Raw genomic sequence first — 15878 nt, forward strand, 5'->3', positions numbered from 1 at the left:
CAGTTTTAGCCTGATCATCACGTTAAACTCCTGGCAATGTTCGCCATGGTGGGGTGTCGCGTACGGGAGGAACCCGATCGTGGCTGACGACGCCGAGGACGGCGTGGAACTCGGACTCACCGGCCGTCCGCCGCGGCATATCCCCGAACCCAAACCGCTGGAGCGTCACGGCCCGGCGAAGGTCATCGCGATGTGCAACCAGAAGGGTGGCGTCGGCAAGACCACGTCGACCATCAACCTGGGTGCGGCGCTGGCTGAGTACGGGCGCCGGGTGCTGCTCGTCGATCTCGACCCGCAAGGTGCACTGTCGGCCGGCCTGGGTGTCCCGCATTACGAGCTGGAACACACCGTGCACAATCTGCTGGTCGAGCCGCGGGTGTCGATCGAGCAGGTGCTGATGAAGACCCGGGTCAACAACCTGGACCTGGTGCCCAGCAATATCGATCTCTCTGCCGCCGAGATCCAGCTGGTCAACGAGGTGGGCCGGGAGCAGTCCCTCAACCGCGCGCTGTATCCGGTGCTGGACCGCTATGACTACGTCCTGATTGACTGCCAGCCGTCGCTGGGTCTGCTGACAGTCAACGGGTTGGCCTGCGCCGACGGCGTCATCATTCCGACCGAATGCGAGTACTTCTCGTTGCGCGGGCTGGCCTTGCTGACCGATACGGTCGACAAGGTCCGCGATCGGCTCAACCCGCGGTTGTCTATCAGCGGCATCCTGATCACCCGGTTCGACACCCGCACGGTCAATGCCCGCGAAGTGATGGCCCGTGTCCTTGAGCGTTTCGGCGACCTGGTCTTCGATACCGTCATCACCCGCACCGTTCGATTCCCCGAGACCAGCGTCGCCGGTGAACCCATCACCACCTGGGCGCCTAAGTCCGGTGGTGCCCAGGCATACCGCTCGCTGGCCCGTGAGGTCATCGACCGCTTCGGCACGTGAGCGAGCCGGAGTCCCCGCAGACCGGCTTTCAGGTCCGGCTGAGTAATTTCGAGGGTCCGTTCGACCTGCTTCTCCAGCTGATCTTCGCCCACCGCCTCGATGTCACCGAGGTGGCACTGCACCAGGTCACCGATGATTTCATCGCCTACACCAAGGTGATCGGTCGCAAGCTCGAACTCGACGAAACCACGACCTTCCTCGTCGTGGCCGCCACCCTGCTTGATCTCAAAGCGGCGCGTTTGCTTCCTGCGGGTGTCGTGGAAGACGACGAAGACCTGGCCTTGCTGGAAGTGCGGGACCTGCTCTTCGCTCGGCTGTTGCAGTACCGGGCGTTCAAGCACGTCGCGATGATGTTCGCCGAGCTGGAGGCGGCCGCGCTGCGCAGTTACCCGCGCACGGCCTCATTGGAGGACCGATTCTCCGAGCTGCTGCCCGAGGTGATGCTGGGCGTCGGCGCCGATGAGTTCGCCCAGATCGCGGCCGCGGCATTCACCCCGCGGCCGGTGCCGACCGTGGGCACCGATCATCTGCACAAGTCGATGGTGTCGGTGCCCGAGCAGGCCAAGCACCTGTTGGCGATCCTCGAACAGCGCGGTATCGGGCACTGGTCGTCATTCACCGACCTGGTCGCGGACTGTGCGGTGCCGATCGAAATAGTGGGCCGCTTCCTGGCGCTATTAGAGCTCTACCGCACCAGGGCGGTAGCATTCGACCAATCAGAGCCGCTTGGTGTGCTCCAGGTTTCGTGGACCGGAGACAGTCCGGACAACGAACAACTGGTGGAAGCAGAGCGTGATCAACCATGACTGAGCAGGGCCCAACCGTCGATGTGGACGAAGGTCTCGACCTGGGGATCGACCTGGCCCCACCTGAGCTTGACGCCGATGAACTGGGCCGGGTCCTCGAAGCGTTGCTGCTGGTGGTGGACACCCCGGTGACCGCCGACGCGCTCGCCACGGCAACCGAGCAGCCGGTGGAGCGGATCACCGCGCAACTTCGGCTGATGGCCGACGAGCTCACCATTCGCGGCAGCGGTATCGACATCAGGGAGGCCGGCGGCGGCTGGCGGATGTATACCCGGTCCCAGTTCGCGCCGTATGTCGAGCGGCTGCTGCTCGACGGGTCCCGGTCCAAGCTGACGCGGGCGGCTCTGGAGACGCTGGCGGTGGTCGCGTACCGGCAGCCGGTAACCCGCGCCCGGGTCAGCGCGGTTCGCGGCGTCAACGTCGACGCTGTCATGCGCACCCTGTTGGCCCGCGGACTGCTCACCGAGGCGGGCACCGACTCCGATACCGGTGCGGCGACCTTCGCCACCACCGAGCTGTTCCTGGAGCGGCTCGGGTTGACGTCGTTGGCTGATCTGCCCGATATCGCACCGTTGCTGCCCGATGTCGACTCCATCGACGATCTGTCGGAAACCTTGGACTCGGAGCCGCGTTTTATGAAGCTCAACTCTGGCGCTGCCGCACCGGCCGCCCAGCCCTCCTTCGATGTAGACCAGGACTGATATGACGGACGCAAACTCAGAAGGGGTCCGGCTGCAGAAGATCTTGTCGCAGGCCGGAATTGCGTCGCGCCGCGTCGCCGAAAAAATGATCCTCGACGGTCGGGTGGAGGTCGACGGCCAGATCGTCATCGAGCTGGGCCGGCGCGTCGATCCGGACAAATCGGAGATCCGCGTCGACGGCGCGCGGGTGCGCCTTGACGACACGCTGGTGTATCTGGCGTTGAACAAGCCGCTCGGCATGTACTCGACGATGTCGGATGAGAAGGGCCGCCCGTGTATCGGTGACCTGGTCGAGCATCGAGTTCGCGGTAACAAGAAGCTGTTTCACGTCGGGCGCCTCGACGTCGACACCGAGGGCCTGATCCTGTTGACCAACGACGGTGAGTTGGCACACCGGTTGATGCACCCGTCCTACGAGGTGCCCAAGACCTATCAGGCCACCCTGCTGGGACACGTGCCACGGGGGCTGGGCAAGACCCTCAAGGCCGGTATCGAATTGGAAGACGGCATCGTCCATGTCGACGACTTCGCCGTGATTGACACCATCCCGGGCCGGACGTTGGTGCGGGTGACGCTGCACGAGGGCCGCAACCGGATCGTGCGCCGACTGTTCGCCCAGGTGGGTTTTCCGGTGGAAGCCTTGGTGCGCACCGATATCGGCGAAGTATCGCTGGGAGAGCAACGGCCGTACAGCTTGCGTGGGTTGACGCGTAAGGAGATCGGGGATTTGTACAAGGCGGTGGGCATGTGAGCGGAATGAGCGGATGGAGCGTAGCGACTGACGGGAGTGACGCGAGCACTTCCGGCCGGGGCACGGTGGTAGCCATTGACGGTCCGGCAGGTACCGGAAAGTCCTCGGTATCGCGCGGACTGGCCCGGGTGATGGAGGCGCGATATCTCGATACCGGTGCGATGTACCGGATCGAGACGCTGGCGGTTTTGCGCGCCGGGATCAATCTGGATGACGCCGCGGCGATAGCCGCGGTGGATGCGCAGGTATCGGTGGGACATGATCCCGACCAGGACCGCGCTTACCTTGCCGGCGAAGATGTTTCGGCCGAAATCCGTGGTGATGCGGTGACCAAGGCGGTGTCTGCGGTATCTGCGGTGCCCGCCGTCCGCACCCGGCTCGTGCAACTGCAGCGCGAATTGGCTTCCGGGGGAGGCCATGTGGTGGTCGAAGGTCGAGATATCGGCACCGTGGTCCTCCCAGACGCCGATGTGAAAATCTTCCTGACCGCCTCAGCGGAGACCCGTGCGCGACGGCGGAATGACCAAAATGTGGCGGCGGGGTTGCCCGACGACTTTCAGGGGGTGCTCGCCGACGTACGCCGGCGTGATCACCTGGATTCCACCCGTGCGGTATCCCCGCTGCGGGCGGCCGACGATGCGCTGGTGGTCGACACCAGCGAGATGACCGAGGCAGAAGTGATTGACCACCTGCTGGACCTGGTCCGGCAACAGACCGGGGCCGTGCGATGAGCGACGGCACCTGGGAAGACGAAAGCGAGTGGGAGGTAGGCGATCCCGACTCCAGCGATGATGCAGAGGAAGTTGGCGGTCCACCCCCCGTGGTCGCCGTCGTTGGCCGACCCAATGTGGGTAAGTCGACTCTGGTGAACCGGATCCTCGGCCGCCGTGAGGCGGTCGTGCAGGATCTCCCCGGGGTGACCCGGGACCGGGTGTCCTATGACGCGCTGTGGACCGGACGCCGGTTCATGGTGCAGGACACCGGTGGCTGGGAACCCGACGCCAAGGGTCTGCAGGGTCTGGTTGCCGAGCAGGCGTCGGTGGCGATGCGCACGGCCGACGCGATCATCCTGGTGGTCGACTCGGTTGTCGGTGCGACGGCCGCCGATGAGGCTGCCGCCAAGGTACTGCAACGCTCCGGTAAGCCAGTGTTCTTGGCCGCCAACAAGGTTGACGGTGAAAAGGGTGAGTCCGATGCGGCCGCCCTGTGGTCGCTCGGGCTGGGGGAGCCTTACCCGATCAGCGCCATCCACGGCCGCGGCGTCGCCGATCTGCTGGACCGGGTGATCGCGGATCTACCGACGCTCTCCGAGGTGACTGGCGGCGGTTCAGGTGGCCCCCGGCGCGTCGCGCTGGTCGGTAAACCGAATGTCGGCAAGAGCTCACTGCTGAACCGACTCGCCGACGAAGAGCGTTCCGTCGTGCACGATGTGGCGGGCACCACCGTCGATCCCGTCGACTCGATGATCGAATTGGACGGCAAGATCTGGCGTTTCGTCGATACGGCCGGGTTGCGCCGCAAGGTCGGTCAGGCCAGCGGGCATGAGTTCTACGCCTCGGTGCGCACCCATGGTGCGATCGACGCTGCCGAAGTGGTGCTCGTGCTGATCGACGCGTCGGTCCCGCTGACCGAACAGGACCAGCGGGTGCTGTCGATGGTGATCGAAGCCGGTCGGGCCCTGGTGCTGGTCTTCAACAAGTGGGACCTGGTCGAAGAGGACCGCCGCCACGAGTTGGAACGCGAGATCGACCGGGAACTGGCGCAGATCCAGTGGGCGTCGCGGGTGAACATCTCGGCCAAGACCGGACGGGCGGTGCAGAAGTTGGTGCCCGCGCTGGAAGGTGCGCTGGAATCCTGGGACAAGCGGATCTCGACGGGTCAGCTCAATACGTTCCTCAAGGAGGTCGTCGCCGCGACGCCGCCGCCGGTGCGTGGCGGCAAGCAGCCACGCATCCTGTTCGCCACCCAGGCCACCAATCGGCCGCCGACCTTCGTACTGTTCACCACCGGCTTCCTGGAGGCCGGTTACCGACGGTTCATCGAGCGTCGGCTGCGTGAGACGTTCGGCTTCGAAGGAAGCCCGATCCGCATCAACGTCCGGGTCCGGGAGAAGCGCAGCACGCAACGCCGATAAGCCTGCGTTTTCGGCGCGGGTAGGGTGCCCCGGGTGTCTGTTGCGCACATGATTCTGATCGCGCTGGCCGGTGTCGGTGCCGGGGCGATCAATGCAGTTGTCGGGTCCGGCACGCTGATCACCTTCCCGACGCTGGTCGCGCTCGGCTATCCGCCGGTGGTCTCGACGATGTCCAATGCGGTCGGTCTGGTGGCCGGCGGGGTCTCCGGCACTTGGGGCTACCGCCAGGAGCTACGCGGCCAGTGGCATCGGTTGCGCTGGCAGATCCCGGCCTCATTGGTCGGCGCCGGTGTCGGGGCCTGGCTGCTGCTGCACCTGCCGGAGAAGGTGTTCACCCAGGTAGTGCCGGTGCTGCTGGTCCTGGCCTTGATCCTGGTGCTGATCGGCCCACGGATTCAGGCCTGGGCGCGCAAGCGGGCCGAGGACGCCGGCCGCTCCGCCGAACACGTCACGCCCGCCCGGATGGCCGCCTTGGTGTTCGGCACGTTCGCCGTTGGCATTTACGGTGGCTACTTCACTGCCGCGCAAGGCATTCTGTTGATCGGCATGATGGGCGCGATGCTGCCCGAGTCGATGCAGCGGATGAATGCGGCCAAGAACCTGCTGTCGCTGGTGGTCAACGTGGTCGCCGCGTTGGCGTACACCTTTGTCGCGTTCGACCGGATCAGCTGGGCCGCGGCGGGGCTGATCGCCGTCGGATCGTTGATCGGGGGTTGGTTGGGGTCGCGGTATGGTCGGCGACTATCGCCAGGCGTGCTGCGGATCGCGATCGTGGTCGTGGGATTAATTGGTTTGTACCGGTTGTTGGCTGTGTAAGCTTTGGAGAGTTTCTGCGACGACTGAGGGAGTGATGGTGGCTGAGCGTTCTGTCAGCACAGCGCCGTCTTTCCTGTCCGCTTTGGAGTTTTTCTGGCCGTCTCGCCGGTTCATGGCTTTCGACGAGTGGTGTCGCGCGCGCATCTGATTACGCGCCCGCCATTCCTACCGGTCACCCTGCGGTGATCGCCATGATCGAAAGCAGTCGAACCCATGCGTTCGCTTCTCATCTTCACGCTCGTCGGCATCGGTGCCCAACTGGTTGACGGCGCCCTTGGCATGGCCTTCGGCGTGACGGCGTCGACGCTGCTGGTGCTCAGCGGCGTCGGAGCGGCCCAGGCCAGCGCGGCGGTACACCTGGCTGAGGTGGGCACCACCCTGGCGTCCGGAGTCTCGCACTGGCGGTTCAAGAACATCGACTGGCCGATGGTCGCGAAGCTGGGCATACCCGGCGCGGTAGGGGCTTTCCTGGGTGCGACGTTATTGTCCGCGCTGTCGACCGAAAGCGCCGCGCCCGTGATGGCGGGAATCCTGCTGGCCATCGGAGTCTATGTGCTGCTGCGCTTTTCGCTGCGCAAGCCGCCCGTCTTCAGCTCGTTGAGTTCCAATCACAGCGCGAAGTTCCTTGCCCCACTGGGTCTGTTCGGCGGTTTCATCGACGCGTCCGGTGGCGGCGGTTGGGGGCCGGTGACCACGAGCACGTTGTTGTCACGCGGAAAGACGGCGCCGCGGACGGTGATTGGGTCGGTGAGCGCCTCGGAGTTCCTGGTGTCGGTCTCGGCGTCGTTGGGCTTCCTGATCGGGCTGCGCGAGCAGTTCCTCAACAACCTGCCGATCGTGCTCGGCCTGGCCGTTGGTGGTGTCATCGCGGCCCCGTTCGCGGCGTGGTTGGTCAGCAGGGTGAGCCCGGCCCTGCTCGGGACCGCGGTCGGTGGGGTGATCGTGCTGACCAACGGACAGAAACTGGTCAAATACTTCGGCATCGACGCACCCTGGTCGACCGGCTTTTACGCGGTGGTGGTCGTGGCGTGGGCGGCGCTGGTCTACTACGCGTGGCGGACCTCAAAGAAGCCGGTAGAGGTCCCCGCGGACATCGTCGCCGAGCAGTCGGTTGGTGACGCCGCGGTTCCCCGTGTGACGGTGTAGCTCAGAACTGGTCGCGGGCGGCGTCCTGCTCCAGGACCGCGTCGAGATCCTGGAGTCGGTGCACCAATCTGGCGGTGGGGCAACAGCATTGAGTGTGTTGTTGTTGGCGTAGTCGCAGCCGAAGTGTTTTAAGTGACCCGCGATCCATCCGGCCTAATTGGAGCGAGACGCGGGGGAAACATGATGGACACGAAGCCGCGATTGGATTTCGCTGACAGTTCACCCTCGTTAAATGAGGACAGATGCCAGCAAAACCGTTCCACCTCGGATGGTTCCAGACTTTCCAGGCCAATGAGTGGAAGACTCCGTACACGCTGTCGGAGGGGGTTCCTTTCACAGGGGACTTCTACGTCGAGTTGGCCCAGGCGCTCGAGCGGGCCTGCTTCGACTTCCTGATGCTCGAAGACACCGTCGGGATCCCGCGCGGCCTGGAAGGCACCACGGCTCGCGCGCTGGAGAACGGAGACTCCTGTCCGAAACAGGATCCGGTGCCGCTGGCCGCGAAGGTCGGCGCGCTGACCCGCCAACTGGGCATCGTCGCGACGATGTCCACGACGTTCTACCACCCGTATGCGTTGGCGCGCCTGGCGTCCACTATGGACTCGCTCACGAGCGGGCGTTTCGGCTGGAACGTGGTCACCAGCGCCAAGGACGAAGCGGCCCAGAACTACGGTCTCGATGAGATGCCGGAACATGATTTGCGCTATGAGATCGCCGACGAGTTCGTGGAGCTGGTGAACGCCTTGTGCGACAGCTGGGAACCGGGCGCGATCGTGCGCGATCGCGAGAAGGGGATCTACATCGATCCCAGTAAGGTCCATGATGTCGACTTCGTCGGCAAGCACTTCAAGTCGCGGGGTCCCCTGACGTGCGTCCGCTCGCCGCAGGGGCGCCCCGTCTACCTGCAAGCCGGAGGGTCCCCCGCGGGGCGGGCCTTCGCCGCCAAGCATGCTGACGCGATCATCGCCTGGGCGACCGGAGTCGAGGGGATGAGGGAGTACCGAGCGGACATCCGCAAGCAGGCCACCGCCGCTGGGCGCGATCCTGATGACGTGAAGGTGATGTTCCTGTTCTCCCCGATCCTCGGCGAGACCGAGGCGGAGGCACGAGCCAAGATCAAGCCGATGGGCGACGACGAGATCCCGGCCCGTCTCAAGGCGTTGAGCTCGAACTTCTACGCGGACTTCACCACGATGGACCTTGACCAGCCGGTCCCTTACTTCGTCACGCGGGGCGAACAGGGATCACTTGCTGGGTTCGCCCAGTGGGGAACCGGCAAGACGCTGCGCCAGTGCATGGAGGCCCAATCGGGAGGCGGCGCCACCTCCTTCGAGGCCATCGGTACGCCGGACCAGGTCGCCGACATCATGGCGGCGGCGATGGAAGAGGTCGGCGGCGACGGTTTCCTGATCCCAGGGGATGGCGGCTCGCTGACGCGACACAGGATCATCGAGATCTGCGACGGGCTGGTGCCGGCGCTGCAGGCGAGGGGCCTGACCCGCACGAGCTACTCACATACCCTGTTGCGGGACAACCTGCGGGCGTTCTGAGCCCTGCTTCACTGGTCATTTGCCGAGGTCACGGGCGGCTTCCTGCTCCAGGACCGCGTCGAGATCCTTGAGTCGGTGCATCGACGACACGGCCCGTTGCGTGCGGTTGTTCTTGGCCAGCAGATCCTGGTGTCGGTGCACGAAGGCCCAATAACCGGCCGTGAACGGACACGCATCGTCGCCGAGGCGTTTCTTCGGGTCATACGCGCAGTCGCCGCAGTGGTCGCTCATCTTGTTGATGTAGGCGCCACCTGATGCGTACGGCTTGGTGGCGAGCTTTCCGCCATCGGCATGCTGACTCATCCCGATGACGTTGGTCGGCATCACCCAGCGGAAACCGTCCACGTACGCGGTGGCAAACCATTCGGTGAGTTCGGCAGGCTGGTAGCCGCGCTGCAGGGCGAAGTTGCCGAGCACCATGAGGCGTTGGATGTGGTGGTTCCAGCCGCGGTCGCGGACCCCTGCCAGTGCGTGACGCAGGCATTCCGCAGTGACCGTGTCCGAGTCCAGGTTCTTCCACCAATCGGGAAGCGGCACAACAGCAGTGAGCGTGTTGTTCTTGGCGTAGTCGCGGCCGAAGTGCCAGTAAAGATGCCACATGTATTCGCGCCAGCCCAGGATCTGGCGGATGAAGCCTTCGACGGCGGCCAGCGGTGCGGCGTTATCGCGGTAGGCCTGTTCTGCGGCGTGCACCGCGTCGAGCGGATGCAGCACGCCGAGGTTCAGCGGCACCGACAGCAGCGAGTGGGCCATCGCCCAGTCGTGGCCCATGATGGCGTCCTCGTATTGTCCGAACAGCGGTAGCCGCTGTTCAAGGAAGCGGTCCAGCGCCCGATTCGCCTCGGCGGGGGTGACGGCGAATAACCGTGGTCCGTCGTTACCGACGGTGTCGATGTCCATTCGGTCGAGGTCGGCGCGGACCTGCGCGTCGATATCGTCCTCGGAGGGGTGGTACGGCTCGGCGATTCCGAGGGTCGCCTGCTTCTTCGGTGGCGAATCGCGGTTCTCGGCGTCGTAGTTCCATCGGCCACCGACCGGCTCCGATCCGTCCATCAGGATGCCGAAGCGGCGGCGTTGCTCGCGGTAGAAGTCCTCCATCCGGAAGCGGGTGCGCTCCCCGGCCCACTCGGTGAACTCGGCGCGGGGCAGCGCGAACGTCGGAGTCGGCAGGACGTCGGCGACGAGTCCCTTCTTCTGCATGCGGTGCACGAAGTCTTCCGCGGCGAACGAGGTCGGCTGATGCACCAGGACCGGCCGGCCGAAGCGCTCAAGTGCGTCGGTGTAGGTGTCGGTGGACAGCAGAGTGGCGCGGTCACCGAGATCGTCGTTGGCGTGTCGCAGCGCCGAGAGAACGAGGTGGAGTTTTTGGCGATGATAGCGACGTCGGGTCAGTGCCGAGGTGGCCTCAACCAGGAGCACCTCACGATGGGCGTGCTCGCCGCTGTGGGCCGCGGGGCCGAGTTGATCGGCGAAAAGCCACAGCGGGGTGTCGTCGGGCGCCTTGGTCACCGTTCAGTGTTACCCACCGGCCGCGCATGGCCAGGCGGCTGGGAGTTCTCGTTCTGAACTCGTCATCAATTGATGACGACTCCCGATCGAACACGTCCCGGAGCGGCGGGTTGGGATCTGGGCGGGGCGCTGATGTAGGCTTTCGACCGCTGCTGGCGATCCCAGCAGCGTCGCGGGCTGTGGCGCAGCTTGGTAGCGTACCTGACTGGGGGTCAGGTGGTCGCAGGTTCAAATCCTGTCAGCCCGACGCAGGTCAGAGGCACTTTCCGGAGATCCGGAAGGTGCCTTTTTCCGTCCTGCGGATACCGGGCGGGCTGCCGTAACCACGATCAACGCGGCGGCGGTATGCACTGGGCGTGAGTGAACACGCCCCCCGGGTCCCACTTCGACTTGATGTCCTTGAGCCGCCCCAGATTTTCGCCGTAGTACCGGTGTGCCCAGTCCGAAAGGCCTGGATCTGGAAAGTTCTGGTATGAGCGGCCAGTGGTGTGCGGCAGCAGCACCGCCCACAATTCCTCCATCCAATCGCGCATATCGGAAGGCACGGGGGAGAACGGCTCAGCAGGGTGCGGCGGGGTACGCCACCCGCAGGACATTTCGATCAGCATGCGGGCCCGTCGATGGACATATGCGGTGGCATCCCCGGCGAGGTCGCTCACTGCGCCGCCGACCCAGCCGAACAGTCCCACCGAGCCTTCGCGTTCAGAGTCACCATCATTCGGTAGGCGACGCAGTACCTCCAGCGCCGCGCCCAGTGCATCGTCAGACAGATAATCGTCGGCGTAGAGCGAGCGGTCCCAGAACGAGTACGCCGGAGAAGGATTCACGACGTACCACCGGTAGCAGTCCCACCACGGACGCTCGGTGATCTCGGCCTGCACCCCGGGAATGGCAAGGAGAGGGGCGAGAAGGTCACGGGCCTCGGACTCGCTCGCCAGTATTTGCACACGCAGCTTCGCAGAGCCGGGGCGGGCGCCCCAGGTCCCGGCGGCGGCCCGTTCAGCTTGCGCGCGTACCTGTTGGAACGCCAAGCCGGACGCGAGAACGGCATCCTCGCCTTCGAACATCAAGGTGCCGGTCGTCGCGCGGGTGACGGGAACCTCGACGAGGTCGAACTCAAGATTTGTGACCACGCCGAAATTGCCGCCTGCGCCGCCGCGCAACCCCCAGAACAGGTCCGGATTCTCGGTGGCACTCGCGGTGACCACACTGCCGTCGGCGGTGACCATCGTGACGCTGCGCAGGCGGTCGGTGGTCAGCCCGGCCCACGGGGCGTTGGGTCCGATACCGCCGCCAAGGGTCAAGCCCGCCACGCCCACCGCCGGGCAATTGCCACCGGGCAGCAGCAGCTTGCCTGTGCCACCCTGGGGCAGCAGCTTCGCCAGGTCGGCGTTGAGTACACCAGACTCGACGCGCAGCCGGGTCCCGTCAATGGTCGCGGAGTTCATGCGGCGCGTGCTGATGATGACGCCGCGCGAGCTCGAGGCGTCGGCGTAGTTGTGGCCGCCGCCCCGAATGGCGAATGGGGTGCCAGTTTTTCTCGCCCAACTCACGGTCGCGGCGACATCGTCGGGATCGGCGCACAACACCACCGCTTCGGGCATGGTTGCCGCGAAGCGCAGGTTTCGTGGGGTGGCCAACATGTCGAAGTCAGGTTCGTCGGGCAGCACCACCGAGCCGCGCAGTTGCCGTTTGAGATCGACCAAGGCCGTCGCTGAGGAGCGGGTGGCGGTCGGCGTCGCCGTGCAGGAGACGGCTAGGCCCGCGGTGGCCAGGCCCGCCGCGGCAAGCAACCCGCGCCGGGTCAGCGTTGGCATGCCGACAGTGAACCATCGTCTGAGATACCGTGCTGTGGCTTCCGATGCACTGGCATGGGCACAGGCCTCAGAGGCTTTCCTGTCAGTGGCCCGGCCGCGGGGGGAGCGGGTCTAGCATCGCCTGGTGCGCCAGGACGAGCAGGTCACCGGATTGGCGGCCATCATGACCACGGTGGCCATGAGCCTTGGCAGTGCCGTCGCCGTTGGCGATCTGAGAATCCTCGCGGGCAATATCTCCCTTGTCCGCAATGGTTTGCAATTCTCGCCCGGCACGACCATTTTCGTCTCGTCCCTGGCGACCCTGACGTTGGCCGCCTCGGTGCTGGGTGCCGGCGTCTTGGGCGATAAGTACGGGATGAGGCGGATGTTCATCGCCGGTGCTGCTGGCGCCGTCGTATTCGGGTTCATCGGGGCGGCCGCCCCCAACGTCGTTGTCCTGATGATCGCCAGAGCCTGCATCGGGGTGGCGTTCGCGTTCCTGAGTGGTCTGTCGCTGGCCATCATGAACGCAGTCTTTCCTCCTGGCCGCCGGGCGAGCGCGATCGCGCAGTATCTCGCGGCGGTCTACGCCTTCGGCGTGCTACCGGCAACGGTCGGTGGAATGCTGGCCGAGCGTTTCGGTTGGCGCAGCGGGCTTCTCGTCACCCCCGTGCTGGCGATCCTGGTCGTGGCGATCACGCTGCGGTATGTCCCGGAGACGCAAAGCACGCACCGCAAGACCGATGTCCCCGGCCTGCTGCTGGTGGCCACCGCGCTGATCGGGGTCACCTACGGCATCTCGATGCTGCAGGGCGGAGTGAGCCTCGCCGCCATGGCACCGATCCTGACAGGGGTCCTCGCCGGGGCGGCATTCGTGTGGTGGGAGTTGCGCTGCGAGGATCCGGCCCTGGATTTGCGAATCTTCCGGTCGCCCCGCTTCAACGCCGTGGTGACCGTCGGCGCCGCCAACAATCTGGTGCAAGGCGGATCCATGATCATGGTCACCTTCTATCTTGTCGTCATCCGCGGCCTATCGACGTGGGCCTTCGCGTTGCTTCTCATCCCGGCCACGCTGTTGTCCGCGCTGGCGGCCCTCGGTGCCGGCCGGGCGGCGGCCCGCTTTGGCAACTGCGCCGTGATCGTCGCGGGTCTGTCGGTGTTGGCGGTGAGTCTGGTGGTGCGGGTCTGGTTCGGGATCGACACTCCGATCATCGCCGTCGGTGCTGTGATTGCCTTGACCACCGTTGGCGGCGCGATCGTGCAGACGCCGCAGGCGACCGTCATGATGTCCAGCGCCCCAACCAATCTCGGCGGTGTGGTCTCGGCGGTCAAGGCCTCGGTGGGCGGAACCTTCTACGGCCTGGGTTCGGCGCTTTTCTCCATGTTCGGCATCCTCTTCTTCATCCGCGACGCGGACCCCAAGCTGGCCGGTACGGGCATCAGCGCCCGTCAGGCCGGCGATTTACTAGCCGCCACCACCGGCGCGCCTGGCGGTGTCGTGTTTGATCCAGAGCGCACTACGTGGGTGATCTCGGAGGCGACCTCGAGCATGCTCGACGCGGCGGGTGCACTCAATGCGATCATGACAGTCATTCCGGTGGCAGCGATCATCATCGTGCTGATGCTGTTTCGCCGCGGACGCGTCCACCCATCATGTTCAGCATCTTGACTCCGCAGGCACGGCCTTCCATCGAACCCGCCGGCCCCTTGTCGGCCTGATCGAATGCCCGTTGAATGAGGTTCTGGCGTAGCGTGATTCGAAGAATGAGCACCGAGTTCGATCACCAAGTTGGTCGAGGCGATCTCGAAAGCCAGTGCCGCGGGGGTATAGGAACCTGACGATGATGCCGACCATCTCAGCCGGTTGGCGGCACTTCAACCGGCGCTTGGCTCTTCGAACGCCGACGGCGCCGCCATCGACCGAAAGCCGATTCCCGCACCGGAGCGGTCGGCGCTTCGTCATTTTCCAGCCGGCGCTCTAAAAGTCGGTCGCGGTCGCGGTTGACCAGGTCGGCCCCCTGCTGCGTGCGTTTGAGTTCAATTCGCGCTGCTCGTCCGCGAGCTGCAGCGCGGGTGGCGCCCGCGAGAACGAGGCTCAGGCCAGCCATTCCTATTGTGCCAATGAGGATTCCGTAGAGAAGAACGGTTCCCGTAGACCCGGTCACGTGATAGTTGAACACGGCAAAATCGTCGGTCAGGAGGTGCTCCGAGCCCGCATTGCTCACCACCCCTGCGGCACCTACGACCATGGCGACAATAAGCACAAGCAATCCGGCAAATATAAGCATGTGAACCCAGCTCCTAAGATTTGCCCACCTACCCCGGAAGCGCCGTTGCGAAACGTCGGCTGCGCTGCATGATGGCGCTTTCGACGCGCTTCGCCGCGGAGTCCAGCTGACTGATTTCGGTGGCATCGAAGTCTGAGCCTGCCACCGTTTTTCGCAGTCGCTCCAATTGTTCGGATACCGGCGTTGTGTCGACGACGTGCCAGGCGAGTTCCTCTAAAAGCCGGAACAACCGTTGCATCACCTGCGGGTCTGACGATCCGTAGCGGCGTGGCTGAGTAATGGCGATGTCCACCACCTCCGCGAAGCTCGGCCGCCGCAGGACAACGCGGACGTTCTCCTCATCGTCGCGCAGCACAACAAACCGCAGATCGCGGCTGGCAAGTTGGCAGAGGATCGCCGAAATATGTCCTAGTGCATGGACTGCCGTCGTCGGGTCGTTGATCCCCGGTGACAGCGCCTTGTTTGCGACGTCGGTGAGCTGCCGCAGCCCATAGCCCACGTCCTGGGCGGCGGTGCGTTCGTAACCGACCTTGATCGCCTTGCACGCTGCGCTTTGCAGTCGTTCGATGACATCCTCCGTCAAGTCCCCGGATTCTGACCAGGCGGCTCCGATCGGGACTCCTTCGACGATCGAACTGCCCGGATGACAATCGATGATCAGGTAACTGTCGGTCTCTGTTGCCGCAGAGAGCAATTGGGCTTCGTCAATGCTGGTCAAGAAGCCCGATGAGGGAGCGGTGATGTTCAGCGGATGCTCAGGCGGCGCCGGCAGCGTCGGTTGTGGTGGGGCATCCTTCAGGGGGTTCGTCGCGCTGCGCACCGTCGCGCTGGCGTCATCATGAACATCGCGCAGCATTGTCTCGACGCGGATCTGTCGGGCTAGATGGGCCAGAAACAGCACCAGGCCCAGGACGCTGACGATGCCGAGTACGAAGGCTACGGTGACCGATATCCTCGGGACGAATGCTCCGCCCTCCTCGCCGCTGCGAACGGCGCGCAGGACGGTCAGCGAGTAGGTGAACGTCGACAGAAAGATGGCCAGGGTCGACTGGACGAAGATGTCGCTGGTGAACGTGCGCAGCAGGCGTGGCGAGAACTGGCTGCTCGCCAACTGCAATGTGACGACGGTCAATGAGAATGTCAGCGATGTCACCGTGATCAACGAGCTGGCGATGGCATCGAGCAAGGTCCGCGCGGCGCCCGCGTCCCCGCCGAACAGGAGCGATGTCAGCCATGTCGGCAGTCCCGCGTCCACGAGAGCGTCCACGTGCGGAAACGCGACCCCCGCGCCCACCGCAATCACGATGCCCAGCACCGGCAGCGGCCACAGCTGGGTACGCACCGTGTCCCGTGCGGAAACGAAGACCGGACTCATCTGCTCGATACCCGGACATCAGCTCGGACCACCCCGGATGCCAACATCGGCTGCGCATACCCG

The 15878-nt window shown here is 64.9% G+C and carries 14 protein-coding genes and 1 tRNA gene; 11 read left to right on the top strand and 4 right to left on the bottom strand.

The window, feature by feature from the left end; all coding sequences use genetic code 11:
* Positions 1-79: 79 nt before the first annotated feature.
* The 9 genes from ADBZ9O_RS16700 to ADBZ9O_RS16740 all read left to right on the top strand — a co-directional run bounded on the left by ADBZ9O_RS16700 (position 80) and on the right by ADBZ9O_RS16740 (position 8847).
* Complete coding sequence (locus ADBZ9O_RS16700; protein ID WP_526523716.1) at positions 80-943, top strand: ParA family protein; 864 nt, start codon at positions 80-82, stop codon at positions 941-943.
* Positions 940-1749, top strand: a complete 810-nt coding sequence (locus ADBZ9O_RS16705; protein WP_526523718.1) for a segregation/condensation protein A — start codon at positions 940-942, stop codon at positions 1747-1749. Before ADBZ9O_RS16700 ends, ADBZ9O_RS16705 begins: the two co-directional genes overlap by 4 nt.
* Positions 1746-2450 carry an SMC-Scp complex subunit ScpB gene (scpB, locus tag ADBZ9O_RS16710; protein ID WP_526523720.1) on the top strand — a complete coding sequence of 235 codons (705 nt, stop codon included), beginning with the start codon at positions 1746-1748 and terminating at the stop codon, positions 2448-2450. Before ADBZ9O_RS16705 ends, scpB begins: the two co-directional genes overlap by 4 nt.
* 1 nt (position 2451) lies before the next feature.
* Positions 2452-3201 carry a pseudouridine synthase gene (locus ADBZ9O_RS16715; RefSeq protein WP_526523722.1) on the top strand — a complete coding sequence of 250 codons (750 nt, stop codon included), beginning with the start codon at positions 2452-2454 and terminating at the stop codon, positions 3199-3201.
* 5 nt (positions 3202-3206) lie between these two features.
* Entirely contained in the window at positions 3207-3932 is a 726-nt protein-coding gene (cmk, locus tag ADBZ9O_RS16720; protein WP_526523724.1) for a (d)CMP kinase, read from the top strand.
* Positions 3929-5335, top strand: coding sequence for a ribosome biogenesis GTPase Der (gene der, locus ADBZ9O_RS16725; protein ID WP_526523726.1), 1407 nt, complete (start codon positions 3929-3931; stop codon positions 5333-5335). The genes cmk and der overlap by 4 nt, the downstream gene beginning before the upstream one ends.
* A gap of 48 nt (positions 5336-5383) precedes the next feature.
* Entirely contained in the window at positions 5384-6151 is a 768-nt protein-coding gene (locus ADBZ9O_RS16730; protein ID WP_526533226.1) for a sulfite exporter TauE/SafE family protein, read from the top strand.
* Between the two features lie 213 nt (positions 6152-6364).
* Positions 6365-7297, top strand: coding sequence for a sulfite exporter TauE/SafE family protein (locus tag ADBZ9O_RS16735; RefSeq protein WP_526523728.1), 933 nt, complete (start codon positions 6365-6367; stop codon positions 7295-7297).
* Positions 7298-7539: 242 nt separating this feature from the next.
* Positions 7540-8847: an NtaA/DmoA family FMN-dependent monooxygenase gene (locus tag ADBZ9O_RS16740; RefSeq protein WP_526523729.1), complete on the top strand. Its 1308-nt coding sequence runs from the start codon at positions 7540-7542 to the stop codon at positions 8845-8847.
* Positions 8848-8862: 15 nt separating this feature from the next.
* On the opposite strand, the gene ADBZ9O_RS16745 is transcribed toward ADBZ9O_RS16740, so the two are convergent.
* The gene (locus tag ADBZ9O_RS16745) at positions 8863-10356 is read right to left on the bottom strand and encodes a cryptochrome/photolyase family protein (protein ID WP_526523731.1); all 1494 of its coding nucleotides are present in this window, start codon (positions 10354-10356) and stop codon (positions 8863-8865) included.
* A gap of 173 nt (positions 10357-10529) precedes the next feature.
* Between ADBZ9O_RS16745 and ADBZ9O_RS16750 the strand changes: the two genes are divergently transcribed.
* Positions 10530-10603: transfer RNA gene (locus tag ADBZ9O_RS16750), tRNA-Pro, on the top strand.
* Between the two features lie 82 nt (positions 10604-10685).
* On the opposite strand, the gene ADBZ9O_RS16755 is transcribed toward ADBZ9O_RS16750, so the two are convergent.
* Positions 10686-12173 (bottom strand): FAD-binding oxidoreductase, encoded by a 1488-nt coding sequence (locus tag ADBZ9O_RS16755; protein ID WP_526523733.1) that lies wholly within the window; start codon positions 12171-12173, stop codon positions 10686-10688.
* A gap of 124 nt (positions 12174-12297) precedes the next feature.
* Between ADBZ9O_RS16755 and ADBZ9O_RS16760 the strand changes: the two genes are divergently transcribed.
* The gene (locus tag ADBZ9O_RS16760; protein ID WP_526523735.1) at positions 12298-13821 is read left to right on the top strand and encodes an MFS transporter; all 1524 of its coding nucleotides are present in this window, start codon (positions 12298-12300) and stop codon (positions 13819-13821) included.
* A 187-nt stretch (positions 13822-14008) separates the two neighbouring features.
* On the opposite strand, the gene ADBZ9O_RS16765 is transcribed toward ADBZ9O_RS16760, so the two are convergent.
* Together ADBZ9O_RS16765 and ADBZ9O_RS16770 are read right to left on the bottom strand one after the other, a co-directional pair.
* Positions 14009-14440: a hypothetical protein gene (locus tag ADBZ9O_RS16765; RefSeq protein ID WP_526523737.1), complete on the bottom strand. Its 432-nt coding sequence runs from the start codon at positions 14438-14440 to the stop codon at positions 14009-14011.
* A gap of 28 nt (positions 14441-14468) precedes the next feature.
* Positions 14469-15815: a DUF2254 family protein gene (locus tag ADBZ9O_RS16770; protein WP_526523739.1), complete on the bottom strand. Its 1347-nt coding sequence runs from the start codon at positions 15813-15815 to the stop codon at positions 14469-14471.
* Between the last annotated feature and the right edge of the window lie 63 nt (positions 15816-15878).

It is taken from the genome of Mycobacterium sp. (assembly GCF_965229105.1).
Classification (GTDB): Bacteria; Actinomycetota; Actinomycetes; order Mycobacteriales; family Mycobacteriaceae; genus Mycobacterium.

Bases quoted from the DNA above. Each gene is read 5' to 3' on its own strand.
- scpB (WP_526523720.1), top strand. From the start codon at position 1,746: ATGACTGAGCAGGGCCCAACCGTCGATGTGGACGAAGGTCTCGACCTG.
- cmk (WP_526523724.1), top strand. From the start codon at position 3,207: ATGAGCGGATGGAGCGTAGCGACTGACGGGAGTGACGCGAGCACTTCC.
- ADBZ9O_RS16715 (WP_526523722.1), top strand. From the start codon at position 2,452: ATGACGGACGCAAACTCAGAAGGGGTCCGGCTGCAGAAGATCTTGTCG.
- ADBZ9O_RS16735 (WP_526523728.1), top strand. From the start codon at position 6,365: ATGCGTTCGCTTCTCATCTTCACGCTCGTCGGCATCGGTGCCCAACTG.
- ADBZ9O_RS16740 (WP_526523729.1), top strand. From the start codon at position 7,540: ATGCCAGCAAAACCGTTCCACCTCGGATGGTTCCAGACTTTCCAGGCC.
- ADBZ9O_RS16765 (WP_526523737.1), bottom strand. From the start codon at position 14,440: ATGCTTATATTTGCCGGATTGCTTGTGCTTATTGTCGCCATGGTCGTA.
- der (WP_526523726.1), top strand. From the start codon at position 3,929: ATGAGCGACGGCACCTGGGAAGACGAAAGCGAGTGGGAGGTAGGCGAT.
- ADBZ9O_RS16730 (WP_526533226.1), top strand. From the start codon at position 5,384: ATGATTCTGATCGCGCTGGCCGGTGTCGGTGCCGGGGCGATCAATGCA.
- ADBZ9O_RS16755 (WP_526523733.1), bottom strand. From the start codon at position 12,173: ATGCCAACGCTGACCCGGCGCGGGTTGCTTGCCGCGGCGGGCCTGGCC.
- ADBZ9O_RS16770 (WP_526523739.1), bottom strand. From the start codon at position 15,815: ATGAGTCCGGTCTTCGTTTCCGCACGGGACACGGTGCGTACCCAGCTG.